The organism is Pseudochelatococcus contaminans (assembly GCF_014195635.1).
Taxonomy (GTDB): domain Bacteria; phylum Pseudomonadota; class Alphaproteobacteria; order Rhizobiales; family Beijerinckiaceae; genus Pseudochelatococcus; species Pseudochelatococcus contaminans.
The window spans coordinates 11877-24974 of sequence record NZ_JACICC010000011.1 but is presented as its reverse complement, the minus strand read 5'-3'; the positions used below and the strand labels follow the sequence as shown (position 1 = coordinate 24974).

Annotated in this window: 12 protein-coding genes and 1 pseudogene; 5 read left to right on the top strand and 8 right to left on the bottom strand. The window is 58.6% G+C overall.

Going from position 1 to position 13098, the window contains the following annotated elements; genetic code table 11:
* Nucleotides 1-62 precede the first annotated feature (62 nt).
* Complete coding sequence (locus FHS81_RS15685; protein WP_183754542.1) at nucleotides 63-1469, top strand: SLC13 family permease; 1407 nt, start codon at nucleotides 63-65, stop codon at nucleotides 1467-1469.
* 45 nt (nucleotides 1470-1514) lie between these two features.
* On the opposite strand, the gene FHS81_RS15680 is transcribed toward FHS81_RS15685, so the two are convergent.
* From FHS81_RS15680 to FHS81_RS15670, 3 genes are all read right to left on the bottom strand, one after another.
* Entirely contained in the window at nucleotides 1515-1838 is a 324-nt protein-coding gene (locus FHS81_RS15680) for a DUF5368 domain-containing protein (protein WP_343052521.1), read from the bottom strand.
* Between the two features lie 70 nt (nucleotides 1839-1908).
* Nucleotides 1909-2166 carry an ArsR/SmtB family transcription factor gene (locus tag FHS81_RS15675; protein WP_428982460.1) on the bottom strand — a complete coding sequence of 86 codons (258 nt, stop codon included), beginning with the start codon at nucleotides 2164-2166 and terminating at the stop codon, nucleotides 1909-1911.
* Nucleotides 2167-2280: 114 nt separating this feature from the next.
* Nucleotides 2281-2487: a YgaP family membrane protein gene (locus FHS81_RS15670; RefSeq protein WP_183754540.1), complete on the bottom strand. Its 207-nt coding sequence runs from the start codon at nucleotides 2485-2487 to the stop codon at nucleotides 2281-2283.
* Nucleotides 2488-2758: 271 nt separating this feature from the next.
* Here FHS81_RS15670 and FHS81_RS15665 point away from each other — a divergent pair, with 271 nt between their 5' ends.
* Nucleotides 2759-3421 (top strand): response regulator, encoded by a 663-nt coding sequence (locus FHS81_RS15665; RefSeq protein ID WP_183754538.1) that lies wholly within the window; start codon nucleotides 2759-2761, stop codon nucleotides 3419-3421.
* Nucleotides 3421-4827, top strand: a complete 1407-nt coding sequence (locus FHS81_RS15660; protein WP_183754536.1) for an ATP-binding protein — start codon at nucleotides 3421-3423, stop codon at nucleotides 4825-4827. The genes FHS81_RS15665 and FHS81_RS15660 overlap by 1 nt, the downstream gene beginning before the upstream one ends.
* On the opposite strand, the gene FHS81_RS15655 is transcribed toward FHS81_RS15660, so the two are convergent.
* Nucleotides 4787-5524, bottom strand: coding sequence for a L,D-transpeptidase (locus FHS81_RS15655; protein WP_183754534.1), 738 nt, complete (start codon nucleotides 5522-5524; stop codon nucleotides 4787-4789). The genes FHS81_RS15660 and FHS81_RS15655 overlap by 41 nt on opposite strands.
* 196 nt (nucleotides 5525-5720) lie before the next feature.
* Here FHS81_RS15655 and FHS81_RS15650 point away from each other — a divergent pair, with 196 nt between their 5' ends.
* Both FHS81_RS15650 and dsbD read left to right on the top strand, forming a co-directional pair.
* A complete protein-coding gene (locus FHS81_RS15650) occupies nucleotides 5721-6356 on the top strand; it encodes a DsbA family protein (protein WP_210281767.1) in 636 nt (211 codons plus the stop codon).
* A 71-nt stretch (nucleotides 6357-6427) separates the two neighbouring features.
* Nucleotides 6428-8242, top strand: a complete 1815-nt coding sequence (gene dsbD / locus FHS81_RS15645; RefSeq protein ID WP_183754532.1) for a protein-disulfide reductase DsbD — start codon at nucleotides 6428-6430, stop codon at nucleotides 8240-8242.
* Nucleotides 8243-8393: 151 nt separating this feature from the next.
* Here dsbD and FHS81_RS15640 read toward each other — a convergent pair.
* From FHS81_RS15640 to FHS81_RS15625, 4 genes and pseudogenes are all read right to left on the bottom strand, one after another.
* Nucleotides 8394-8729: pseudogene (locus FHS81_RS15640) on the bottom strand (integrase core domain-containing protein); the annotation flags it as partial.
* Between the two features lie 41 nt (nucleotides 8730-8770).
* The gene (locus FHS81_RS15635; RefSeq protein ID WP_183754529.1) at nucleotides 8771-10258 is read right to left on the bottom strand and encodes an MFS transporter; all 1488 of its coding nucleotides are present in this window, start codon (nucleotides 10256-10258) and stop codon (nucleotides 8771-8773) included.
* A 565-nt stretch (nucleotides 10259-10823) separates the two neighbouring features.
* Nucleotides 10824-12308 carry an aldehyde dehydrogenase (NADP(+)) gene (locus FHS81_RS15630; RefSeq protein WP_210281765.1) on the bottom strand — a complete coding sequence of 495 codons (1485 nt, stop codon included), beginning with the start codon at nucleotides 12306-12308 and terminating at the stop codon, nucleotides 10824-10826.
* The gene (locus FHS81_RS15625; RefSeq protein ID WP_183754527.1) at nucleotides 12309-13097 is read right to left on the bottom strand and encodes a 2-keto-4-pentenoate hydratase; all 789 of its coding nucleotides are present in this window, start codon (nucleotides 13095-13097) and stop codon (nucleotides 12309-12311) included. It lies immediately after the preceding gene.
* Between the last annotated feature and the right edge of the window lies 1 nt (nucleotide 13098).

Sequence of the window (13098 nt, the reverse complement as noted above, 5' to 3'; positions counted from 1 at the left end):
AAAAATCCGGCGCGGACACGATCCGCGCCTTCTCACCGCCTGATGCCAGATGGATGGCCGAGATGCAGAAATCCCCTTCCCTTCCGGCAAAGCCTTTCATTGCTGGCCTTGTCGTTCTCGCTGCATTGCTGATCGCGCTGCTCGCCCCCGGCGGATTGACCACGCCGCAGGCGCAGACGCTCGCCATCGTACTCGTCACGCTGGCCTTGTGGAGCACCGGCGTAGTGCCACCCTATCTGGCGAGCCTGATCTTCTTCGCCGTGGTGCTGGTGCTGAGCCTGGCGGCGCCAGACAAGGTCTTCGCCGGGTTCGGCTCAGCGGCCATCTGGCTGATCGTCTCGGGTTTCGTCATCGGCGCGGCGATTACCATCTCGGGTCTGGGAGAGCGCCTTGCGGCTCTGATCGGCCCGCATCTGACCACAAGCTATGCACGGCTGATCGGCGGACTGATGCTGGTGTCGATGCTGCTGGGCTTTCTCATGCCGTCGTCTGTCGGGCGGGCGGCGGTGCTGGTCCCCATCGGCATGGCACTGGCCGATCGCGTCGGCTTTGGCCGGGGATCGAACGGGCGCGTCGGGATTGCCGTCATCCTTGCCGTCGGCTGCAATATGCCAAGCTTCGCCATCCTGCCATCGAACATTCCCAACATGATCTTTTCCGGCGCGGCCGAGACGATCTATGGCGTGCGGTTCAGCTACATGGAATATCTGATCCTGCACTATCCGGTGCTTGGCATCGTGAAATCGATGCTGACCGTGTGGCTGGTCATCCGCCTGTTCCCCGCGCAAACGACGAGCGCCGTCACCGAAACCGCCGGCGTAGATACCTCTCCCCCTGCCGAGGCGAACCTGGCAACGCAGATCCGCGTGAGTGCGATCCTGCTGGTGACGCTGGCCTTGTGGATGACGGACAGTGTGCACGGCATCAACGCGGCCTGGATCGGACTGGTTACGGCTTCCATACTGCTTTTCCCGGGGATTGGCGTGGTACCACCGCCGGCATTCAAAAGCTCGGTGGACTTCGGCACGCTGCTGTTCGTCGCCGGGGCGCTGGCGCTGGGCACGATCGTCGATACGTCTGGATTGGGAACAATGTTCGGCACGGCGCTGGAGCAGGCCCTGCCATTGCAGAAGGGCACGGACGCGCTGAACTTCGTCCTGCTGTCCGTGATGTCGGTCGTGACGGGCCTGTTTACGACGATACCGGGATCGCCAGCCGTGCTCACGCCGATGGCGCAGGATCTGGCCACCCAGACCGGGCTCGATTTGCAGACGGTGCTGATGACGCAGGTCATCGGCTTCTCGACGGTGGTTTTCCCTTATCAGGTCGGCCCGCTGATCGTGGCCATGCAGTTGTCCGGCGAGAAGCTCAGCCATCTCGTGCGTCTGACCGTACCGCTGGCGCTGATCACAGTCGTCGCCCTCGTTCCGCTGGACTTCCTGTGGTGGCGGTTACTGGGCTGGATATGAATCAACACATTATCGGGAGACAGATATGCCGGCAAAACGATTATTTTATACCGGCTTGCGCTGCAACAGCGACTGGACTGTATAAACCAGTATCGCACAGCCCACGGCACCCAGCACGGCGACGGCGAACAACACGATCACATCGATCGGCCCGCCAATGTCGCGGAAACCGGAGTTCGTCACCCCCAGCACGAACAGCACGGCGGCAATCCCCCCGAACGGCATGGACACCTGCGCCCAAAGGAATTTCCGCGCCGAAATCGCCCGATCACGGAACAGGACATAGAAATAGGCGAGCGTAATCACCACCGCGGCGATGACCATCGTCCAGAAAATCCCACGCCCGAATATCTCCTCCAGCACGGCGATATTTCCGATCCAGAAAAGTGGTCGCCAGAAAAGTGGTCGTATGCCCGAAACGCGCTATCGTTTCACGTCGTCATTCACATGCATGCTCACAGAACAATCGATGCATGGTTTCCATGAACGCACGCACGCGCGGGTCCTCAAGACGGTAAAAGACTTCCCGGCCTTCCTTCCGACTCGCTGTCAAGCCCGCTGTGCGCAATTCGGCCAGTTGCTGCGACAGGCCGGGCTGGCGGATGCCGAGCATGTCTTCCATCTGGCGCACGGACAATTCCTCATCAACCAGCGCGCAAACCACCATCAGCCGGTCCGGATTGGACAGCTTTTTCAGAAACTGCGATGCTTCACCGACGTTGGCCTGTAATACCGCGACCGAGAGAAGATGTCCGGTGTCATGGTCTTCCTGGGAATTTCTGGACACGTCGTCGCTCAAAAACAGGTTCTGTCAGCGATCCGATTTCTTCAACGGGCAGGTCGAAAACCCGAACAACCCGTAAAGCGGGCAGTTGCGGAAAAGCCCGGTCGCCAGCGGAACCAGACCGACAAGCCCCCACCAGCGCGCATCCCCCGGGAGAATGAACAAAAGCGACAGGAGAGCGATTCCAATAACGATACGCACAATGCGGTCAATACCGCCAACATTGCTGACCATGAAACTCTCCTTATCCACGCACCGAGTCGTCTGTCTGACGGCCACCAGGAGGATCTGACAGCTCTTGTTCCATGCGGCTGTCATAACTTTATTATCAAATAAATGCAATCATAAAATATATTTTATTAGCCGCAGCGCCGGACGGTCACAGTGACGGCGAAATGCGACAGGCGCCATGCCAGGCCGCACAAACATGTTCGCGTGCCACCGTTCCATCTTAAGGCTGCTTTAAGGATCTGGAACAAAGGATGCCATTCGAAGCGGGACTGTGATGCGGATATTGATTATCGAAGACGATGCGGCACTACGGGACGGGCTGAGGGTTGGCCTGTCGCTGGCCGGTTTCACCACCGATGCTATCGAAACCTGCGATGAAGCCAATGCCGTGCTGATCGGGCACAGTTTCGATGCGATTGTCCTCGACCTCATGCTGCCGGATGGCTCCGGCCTCGATATTTTGAAAGCGTTGCGCGAAAGGGGCGATAAAATCCCCGTGCTGCTGCTGACGGCACGCGACAGCGTTGCAGATCGCATCAATGGGCTTGACAGGGGCGCCGATGATTATCTCGGCAAGCCCTTTGATCTTGATGAAGTCGCCGCGCGTCTGCGGGCTCTCATTCGGCGGGCGGAGGGACGCTCGCAATCCGTTCTTCAGTGGCAGAACGTGACCGTGGAATTGTCATCCCGAAACGTGGAAAAAGATGGTGTGCCGATACGCCTGTCGCGGCGGGAGTTCTCCATTCTGCGCGCCCTTATGAGCCACCCCGGCGCAGTTCTGTCCAAGACCCAATTGGAAGACAAGCTTTATGGCTGGCAGGAAGAAGTGGAGAGCAATGCCGTCGAGGTCCACATCCACCACTTGCGCCAGAAGCTCGGCGCGGAAATGATCCAGACAATCCGCGGCGCGGGCTACCGGCTGGGCGGGGAGTCTTGATGCGCTCCATCAGCACACGGCTTTTCGTTATTCTGCTCATCACCACGGGGCTTGTGTGGCTATCGGCCGTTGCTTGGATTTTTGTCAGCACCCGTGCCGAGATCGAACGGGTGCTCGACGCCCGCCTCATGGAAGCGGGACGCATGGTCAACTCGCTGATCGTCAGTCAGGAGATCGATGTCGCGACGGCGCACAGGCCCGAGGCAAGCGGGCTTGTTCACCTGCCATCGACCTACGAGCGGCAGTTGTCATGCCAGATATGGTCGTTGCAGGGCACGTTGATTGGCCGCTCAGATGGCGCGCCCGATGCCAAGTTATCGGATCATGGCGACGGATTTTCCGAGACCCTGATCGACGGCGAGACATGGCGCGTCTTCGCCATCGAAAATGCCAAGCTGGGTGTGCGCGTGCTCGTCGGGGATAATATGCGCATTCGAGACCGGCTGGTCAGCGATGTCATCCGTGGACTACTGCTGCCGGCGTTGCTCATTCTGCCCGTGTTGGGGGGCCTGATCTGGCTCAGCATCAGACGCGGCCTTGCACCGCTCGGCAGGATCGCCGGCAATCTCGCGGCGCGGCCCGCATCGGACCTGAGCCCGCTTGACGGCGCGGACGCAGCCCGTGAGATCGAGCCAGTGCTGCGATCCCTCAACGGGCTGTTCGCCCGCGTGGCTGGCCTGCGCGAACGCGAGCGCAACTTCACAGCTTTTGCCGCTCACGAGTTACGAACGCCCATTGCGGGGCTGAAGACGCAGGCACAGGTGGCGCTGGCGAGCGACGATCCGGCCATCCGCAACCAGGCGCTGCGCCAGATCGTCTCCGGCGTCGACCGCACAGGACGGCTGGTCCGCCAACTGCTCGATATGTCGTCACTGGAAGCCACCGAGCAAACCGCGCCCGCAAGCCCCGTCAACCCGGCTGCAATCTTGCGCGCACTGGGCGATGAACTGCCGCGGGGAGAAAAAGGCCTGTCGATCACGGTGGGGCCAGATCTGGAAACGATACGCCTTGCGATGGACCCCGACTTTTTCCGGCTCGCAGCGCGAAACCTGCTGGAGAATGCAGCCAATCACTCGCTGCCCGGCGGAACCATCACCTGCGATCTCGCAACACGCGGTGACGCAGTAATCGTCACCATTAAAGATGAAGGACCGGGCATACCCGAGGACGAGTTGCACCGCGTGAGAGAACGCTTTTTCAGGGGGCGCAACCGCGCGCCCGTTGGCAGCGGCTTGGGGCTTGCAATCGTCGAGCTGGCCCTTGAGCGCGCCGGATGTTCGCTTGAGCTGCGCAATGACGCCGATGGCGGGGTATGCGCGGGCATCGTGGCGCCACAGGTCCTCGTTCGACAGGTCGATGCTCCCGTCACCCCATTTCAGGGAGGCTCATGGACGGGTCGGGGATGACCACGATGGTACTGCCGTCCCTCACATCGCCATGCAAATGAATGATATCCTGATGCAGGAGACGGATGCAGCCTGACGAAACCGCCTTGCCGATGGAGCCGGCCTCCGGCGTGCCATGCAAGCGGTAAAGCGTATCTCTGCCGCCCTGATGGATATAAAGCGCCCGTGCGCCCATCGGGTTGTTTGGACCGGGAGGCATGCCGCCATTGGCAATGCTGTAGGGTTTAAGCTCCGGCTGTCGCAACACCATGCTGTCGGGCGGCGTCCAGCGTGGCCATTCGCGCTTGTACGCCACCACAGCACGACCGGACCAGGCGAACCCCTCCCGGCCGACACCGATACCATAGCGGGTCGCACGGCCACCCGGCTTAACGTGGTAGAGATACTTGGCCGGTGTATCGACGATGAGAGTCCCGGGCTTCTCCGATGTCGGATAATCAATATCCGTGCGCCAGAAACGCTCGTCGATCTGCGTCACGTCCACTTCCGGAATTGGAAACCGTTCATCCGGCATTGCGGCATACATAAGCGGCGTCAGCGGAGGCTGAACAGGTTGCGCGACCGCCGGCGCGGGGACCGTTCTCCGGGTTGAGACACAACCACCAAGCAAAAGCGCACTCATGCCCAGCAAAAAGGTCCGCCGGGCGGGGGCGTTGGATAGTCTGTCTTCTCCGGGAACTCGGTCTTGTAAATGCATCGGGATGATAATCCTGTCGCGTTGCTCGAATTCCCCAAACTTCAGACGCACCTTAAGCCGATCTTAAGAAGGTGCCACGCAGCGCAAACAGCAGAAGCTATTCTCGAAAAACCCTTTTTAAGGCTGCCTTAAGGTCAGCCGCTCCCTGTCGCACCATCGAAACCAACAAGTGACACGTGCGGGGATGGCAATTCTCATGAGATCTGACGCGAAAACCGGAGCCACAATCCACCGGCGCACCCTTCTGACTGGCCTGATGGTGCTGGGTGTGGCAGGGCCGGCCATGAAGGTGAGCGCACAAACCGCGCAGCAGGATCTGATCCTGCATGACCCCGAGGCTCCCGTCGGCGGCAATGAGCGCGGCGACGTAACGATCGTGACGTTCTTCGACTACAACTGCCCGTTCTGCAAGCGCACGGTGAAGCCGATGAACGATGTCGTGCGCGCCGATGGAAAGGTGCGTGTTGTTTACAAGGAATGGCCGATACTAGCGAAGTCCTCCGTGTATGGCGCGAAACTGGCGCTGGCCGCGCGATATCAGGGCAAATACCTCGACGCCCATCACGCACTCATGGCGCTTGGCTCTCGCCCCTCCGAAGATGCGATGCGCCGCGCGGTCGCAGCGGCCGGCATTGATATGAGACGTCTGGAGGCCGACGCCCGCACGCATGATCGCGCAATCACCGCCCTGTTAAGACGCAATAACGCTCAGGCGGAAGAACTCGGGTTGCGGGGAACGCCGTCATTCATGATCGAGCCCTTTCTCATTCCGACTGCTTTGGACGCGGCCGGGTTTCGGCAGGTCATCTCCGATGCCCGTGCGGCCCGCTGATGCCGGGCGGAATATCGTTATCCGGGCGGCACTCCAGCGACAAAGACAATCCGGGTCAGGCCAGCTTCCGAATGCTCACTCTTCGCCTCCTCGCAAGCCTGCTGTTTATCGCCCTATCGCTTCCAGCCTTCGCGCAGAAGCAGGCTCTGACGGCGGACGATGCCTTCCAGCTTTCCGCTGAACGCGGGGAGAACGCGGACGTGCTGCTCCGCTGGACAATTGCGGACGGCTATTACCTCTACCGCAACCACCTGGAAGCCAACGAGACAGCGACCGGAAAAGCGGTTACCCTGCAAACCGATCCCGGCACAATGGAAACAGCCGATGCCAGCTTCGGCCCGTCGGAGGTCTATTATCGCGAGGCTATTGCGCGCCTTGGCGGTGACGCACCACAACATGTCGCCATCACATATCAGGGGTGCAAGAAGGATTCCATCTGCTATCCGCCGCTGACCGTATCGCTGGATACGCAGAACCTGCGGGTTTCAAAGGCCGCCATCGGTTTCAATGTCTCATTAATACCTGCTGCGTCTTCAGAAGCAGGTAAAAAGCGCGGCTTCACTCTGGCCGGTCAGGTAAGCGTAGTCGGTTCGCTGCTGGCGAGCGGCGGGGCGTTGTGGGTGATCGTGAGCTTTCTCGCTTTCGGCCTGCTTCTGTCGCTCACCCCCTGCGTGCTGCCCATGTATCCAATTCTGAGTGCGATGCTGGCGCGCGAGGGTGAGGCGCTGACGGCACGCCGGGGTCTGATCCTCTCCTCCGTCTATGTTCTGGCGATGGCGACAGCATTCGGCATGCTGGGCCTCGTCGCCGCATGGTCGGGCCAGAACCTGCAAATGGCGATGCAGTCACCTGTCATTATCGCCGCCGTAAGCGTACTTTTCGTCATCCTGTCGCTGTCGATGTTCGGCCTGTTCGAGCTGCAACTGCCTTCCAGCTGGATCAACCGGATCGCGGGCGTGAAAACCGGCATGCGCGGTTCCCTCGGCGGCGCTGCCGGTATGGGTTTCCTGTCGGCGCTGATCGTGGGGCCATGCGTCACCGCGCCACTTGCCGCCGCCCTCCTCTACATCGCCCAGACCGGCGATGCCTATCTCGGCGCAGCGGCGCTGTTCGCGCTCGGGTTTGGCCAGGGCATTCCGCTGATTGTCCTCGGCGCCTTCGGCAGCAAAGCTCTGCCCCGTGCCGGGCTGTGGATGGTGCAGATCAAATATGTATTCGGCTTCGTGTTCCTTGGCGTCGCAATCTGGATGGCCTCGCGCCTCCTGCCACCGGAAGCAACGATGGCGCTATGGGCGATCCTGCTCCTGACAGCGGCGATATTCATGGGGGCTGCAGACCGATTGCCGACAGATGCCTCTGCCGGACCCCGTCTCCGCAAAGCGGCGGGGCTTGTTCTGTCCCTTGGCGGCGTGATCCTCGCCATCGGCGCAGCATCAGGTGGAACCGACCCGCTGCGCCCGCTCGCTCACCTGCGCGCGGACGCTCTGGACAATCAGCAGTCACCGCCGGGTAACGCCCCCTCCACCACCCTCACCTTCACACAGGCTGGCTCAACGCCGGATATCGAGCACGCGCTTGCCTCAGCCAACGGCCACCCGACGATGATTTACGTCACAGCGGATTGGTGCATGGTCTGCAAAGCGATTGAGCGTGACGTTCTCCCCAACGCCGATGTCATTGCCGGGCTCAGCGGCTTTCAACGCCTCAAGGTTGACCTCACGACCCTCGACGCGGCCAACAAGGCATTGATGCACGACCTCGCCGTGATCGGCCCGCCCACCATGATCTTTTTCAACCGGCAGACCGCGGAAGCAGGCGGCACCCGTCTCATCGGCGACATCACCACCGCTTCCCTTCAGGCATCGATCGCCCGCGCAAGACAATAATATTGAGCTGCTGCCGGTTTTGTGGACACGAAGATAAGATCGTGACCAAGGAACTGGAGAGTGGGCATGACGAGACGTGTCCGTCGTCAGCACATTTGGCGCAGATCGCGGCGTAGATTAGCGGAGTGCGGGCCTCGTCTGGGGTTGGATGTTAGGCGGCGAGCCTGCGGTGCTGCAAGCGCCGATATTCGATGGTCTGTCGCTTGACCCTTTCGCGCTGTTTGATGATGGTCGGCGCTCTGCCGAAGTAGGCGTCGGCGGGTGTCACGTTGGCCAGGCTCTCGTGGTAGCGCTGGTGGTTGTAGTGCTCGACGAAGGCCTCGATCCGGGCCTCGAGATCGTCGGGTAGGAAGTCGTTTTCCAGCAGGATGTGGTTCTTCAGGGTCTGGTGCCAGCGCTCGATCTTGCCTTGGGTCTGGGGGTGCATCGGGGCGCCGCGGACGTGGCTCATCTTGTTGGCCTCGATATATTCCGCCAGTTCGCCGGATGCTTCGCGGCACGGACATCCGGGCCGCAAAGCACTTGCGACTATCGCGAGATAGCGCCCAAAGGCATGGTGTTTGGATCGATCTTCGGATTACTGGCCTGGTTTGCGACGAGTGCTTCAGCCTCCTGCCACGTTTCCACGACCGGCACTGACCCTAGCAAGGGACGACCCGCAGTTTCCTTCAACTTCCAGACTGCGAAGATAGCGATGACCGAGAAAAACATCACATAAAACGCCGGCGCAAACGGATTTCCAGTGCCGTTCAGCAACATCTGGCTGAACAGAGGTGTTGTTCCACCAAATGCGGACATCGCAACGTTATGGGTGAAACCGACACAGCCGTATCGCGATGCTGTGGGAAACAGCTCGGACATGAGCGCGCCAGTATTTGCCAACATCATGGCACTGGGAATTGCGAGCATGAGCAACGTGCTGTAAAGCGCCCATATCGTTCCGTATTGTGCAACGGTAAACGCCGGTATCAGAATAATAACGTTGGCGATGACCGCCACAAACAGAACTGGCCTGCGGCCTACTCTATCGCCAAGGTATCCAAAGAACGGAATAAGGATAGCCTGGATCACAAGAATAATGACTGCTGCCAAAGCTGTATGCGATACGGGGATGCCAATTTGAACTTCCATATAGGTTGGCATATAGCTTTGAAGCAGATAAACGGCCGATCCGTCCGCGGCAATAATGCCTATACCGACAAGAATTGCAGGCCAGTAGCGCCGCAAGATTCCGCCAAGACCGTAGCGCTTGAACAATGAATCCGCCTCGTGCTCTGTCCCGTCAGCTTCCTGCACGGATTCTGCGAGCTCAAACGCGGGAGACTCTGGAATACGGCTACGGAAGGCGATAGCGATAATCCCGAACGGAAACGCAAGAAGGAACGGTATCCGCCATGCGCCATCCACCATTGCCGTCTCACCCCAGGCTGACGTAGACAGCCAGGTCGTAAGCGCGACAATGCCCGCACCCGCAGCAAAGCCGAGTTGGGAGCCGACATTGAGCAGACTTACCATGAAGCCGCGGCGCCTATCGGGAGAGAACTCGGAAATATACGTCGATGCGCCAGAGTATTCACCACCTGTCGAGAACCCCTGCGCCATTTTAAGCAAATAGAGCGGGATAATAACCCATAGCCCCACCTGCTCCGACGTTGGGAGACAACCGATCAACGTTGTTGCGACTGCCATGAGCGCGATGGTGAAAAAAAGCATTTTCCGGCGACCGACTTTATCACCTAACGGCCCGAGGATCATACCGCCAAGTGGCCGCACGATAAACGAGACGGCAAAGCCCAGCAACGTGATCACGAGGCCAATAGATGGATCGAGGCCTGAAGTGAAGACGGTGGTCATGGTAACGGCCAGATAGCCATATACCCCGATATCGTACCATTCGATAAAATTGCCAACACCGGCGCCTATTTGCGCTCGTCTCAGCTCCTTCTTGTCAGCAACGATTACATCGTTGACATGAAGTGGCCGAGACACGGCAGGAATTGTTTCTTGTCTAGCCAATGGTCGTTTCCTCCTACAATGGCTTCTAAGCGAGCCTTTTTTGCAGTTTTTAATTTTCGGTGATCCGCCTCCAGAGGCGTGCTAGCCCTGCTGAAGCAATACTTGATGTTTCAAGCTAACGTCATGCCGTCGCATCTTTGTGCGAACGGAAATTTCCGGAAAAAACCCGATAATCTTGCCGATATCGACCAATGCACGGCAAGCTTTCCGAATAATACGCGTTTTCCGCGATAGCAGCGTCATCTAACTGCTCGACAAACTCCATGTAGAGGCCATGGTATCGTTTGGTAGTTTGGATAACTTATGAAAACTGACAATCGACTTTCCGGCAGTTCGGTATATTCGCCTCGTTGGTGCCAGAGGTAGACGAGCACGAAAGACAGTAGTCGAATTTAAACAGCCGGCACCCTGATGAAGCGGTGGTCAAGCGCTACTAACTGCTTCAAATACTTTGCTATGCTCAAGTAATGAACATAGCCATAGCTTTCATTGTCGGCATGGGCACCCAATATGACGACCATCACTGAGAGGCCATCAGGCTGGGTGCCCTCGCCAAAGGTTTAAACTACTTCCCATCTACCAGACGAAACACTGGATCAACGGTATTGTCGCGCAGTTCAGCGGGAAGCAGCTTCTCTGGGAAACCCTGGAAGGCAATCGGCCGCAGAAAGCGCGAAATGGCTGCAGTGCCAACGGAGGTTGATCCGCTGGCCGTCGAAGCGGGGTATGGACCGCCGTGCTGCTGCGCATAGGTCACAGACACGCCCGTCGGCCATTGATTCCAAAGCAAACGTCCGGTTTTCGTCACAAGAACGTCGATGAGATCAGTCACATCGTCGTTGCTCTCTGCCTGGATAGACGCTGTAAGCTGCCCCTCGAAGACAGAGGCTAGTTTAACCAGTTGCTGCTCGTCGTCATATTCGACAACGAGCGACGCCGGACCGAAGGTCTCTTGAAGCAGATTTTCTGGATTTGCCAAAACTTCGGCAGCAGAAACAATACTCAATGTCGGTGATGGCAGATTGCCATAGGGATCCAAACCGGCATTCAGAGGTTCGGCTCCATTGGCCTGCAAGTCACGTAACGCTTGAATATACCCGTCGCGGATACGCTCGTTCAGCAATGCAACACCATCCGGCAGCTTGGCTGCGCTCAGCGCTGCATGAATACGCGATCCTTGAGGCACCAGGATCGTTCCAGGTTTCGTGCAAAACTGGCCAGCACCCAAGGTAAACGAGGCAATGAACTCCTGCGCAATCGCATCGCCTCGCGCGGCATCCGCCGCTTTGGTAACGAATACCGGGTTATTGCTGCCAAGTTCGCCATAGAAGGGAATAGGATCAGGACGGGCCTGCGCAAGATCGAACAAAGCCCGGCCCCCAGCGATTGACCCCGTAAAGCCAACCGCCTTGATCCTCCGATCCTGCACCAATGCGCGCCCGACATCCGTGCCGAATACAACGGAAAAGGTGCCTTTCGGCGCATCGACTGACGCAAGTGCCTCGGTCACAACGCGCGCGGTCTCGCGGGAGAGTTCGAGATGCCCGCTATGCGCCTTGACGATAACGGGGTTTCCACCAGCAAGCGCCGAAGCAGTATCGCCGCCGGCAACCGAAAATGCGAAGGGAAAGTTGCTTGCAGAGAACACCGCAACCGGACCAAGTGGCACATGCGTGCGTCGCAGGTCCGGCCTCGGCGCTCCCATTGGCCATTCCGGATCGGCATGGTCAATGCGAGCATCCAGATAGCGTCCGTCGAGGACCGTCTCCGCAAAAAGGCGCAACTGGAAGGTGGTGCGCTTCAGCTCTCCGCGAAGCCGCCCTTCCGGAAGGTTCGTCTCGCGCTGACCAATCGGGACCAGAACGTCAGCCGTAGCGTCAAGCGCATCTGCGACAGTTGTAAGGTATCCCGCCAAGGTAGTGCGGTTCTTGCGCCGCAACTCTGCTGCCGCATTATCTGCAGACGAAAGAATTTCTTCCAGACGATCAGTCGTGGTTGATTCTACATGACTCATTTGTTTTCGATGCTCCCCTTCCGCGGAGTTAGGCATTTACGCCGCTGTGTATTCGAACTGAACATCTCCCCAGCCAGCAAAAGTGCCGACAACACGGGTGCCCGGAATAAGTTTCTCTGCCGCCAGGCAGCTTCCAGGAAGAATAAAATCGCCCGCGCGGAACGTAACACCGTATTCCCACACACGACGCGCCAGCCATGCAATCGCCGATACCGGATTACCGTAGATTGCAGATGTGTTACCTGAAGCAACGACCTTACCGTCAAAGCGAATCTCACCCACAGTATTGGCCAGATCCACCTCGCTGAGCCGTCTAGGCTTTGCGCTGGTAATGATACCGCCGACAGAACCACCATCCGCGATAGTATCGAGAATGCCTATATTCCAGTTCTTGACACGCGAGTCGATAATCTCGAAAGCCGGGATTACATAATCTGTGGCAGAGATGACCTCAAAAGGCGTAACATTAGGGCCGCCAAGATCTGCCTTCAACACGAACGCAGGTTCAAGCTCCACAAACGGTGCGATAAACTCTTTTTCCGAAATCCGCAGGTTCTCAGAATAGAACTGGCTGGCAAGAAGCGGACCGTAATCGGGTTCATCAACCCCAAATTTTTCCTGCATAGCCCTTGCGATATTGCCCAGTTTGAACCCCACCTGACGATCGCCCGCCTGCACGCGACGTCGAACGACTTCCTGTGCAACCCGAAAAGCGTCAAGACGGGTTTCACCCTGCCCGCCGGAGCCAATGAGCGTCTCTACGGGAATGCCGGTGCGCTTGGCTTCGATCAATACATCGGCAATCTTATCTATATTGATAGTCATC

Coding starts and splice junctions, on each gene's coding strand:
- FHS81_RS15685 (WP_183754542.1), top strand. CDS start 63: ATGCAGAAATCCCCTTCCCTTCCGGCAAAGCCTTTCATTGCTGGCCTT.
- FHS81_RS15670 (WP_183754540.1), bottom strand. CDS start 2,487: ATGGTCAGCAATGTTGGCGGTATTGACCGCATTGTGCGTATCGTTATT.
- FHS81_RS15665 (WP_183754538.1), top strand. CDS start 2,759: ATGCGGATATTGATTATCGAAGACGATGCGGCACTACGGGACGGGCTG.
- FHS81_RS15660 (WP_183754536.1), top strand. CDS start 3,421: ATGCGCTCCATCAGCACACGGCTTTTCGTTATTCTGCTCATCACCACG.
- FHS81_RS15655 (WP_183754534.1), bottom strand. CDS start 5,524: ATGCATTTACAAGACCGAGTTCCCGGAGAAGACAGACTATCCAACGCC.
- FHS81_RS15650 (WP_210281767.1), top strand. CDS start 5,721: ATGAGATCTGACGCGAAAACCGGAGCCACAATCCACCGGCGCACCCTT.
- dsbD (WP_183754532.1), top strand. CDS start 6,428: ATGCTCACTCTTCGCCTCCTCGCAAGCCTGCTGTTTATCGCCCTATCG.
- FHS81_RS15630 (WP_210281765.1), bottom strand. CDS start 12,308: ATGCCTAACTCCGCGGAAGGGGAGCATCGAAAACAAATGAGTCATGTA.
- FHS81_RS15625 (WP_183754527.1), bottom strand. CDS start 13,097: ATGACTATCAATATAGATAAGATTGCCGATGTATTGATCGAAGCCAAG.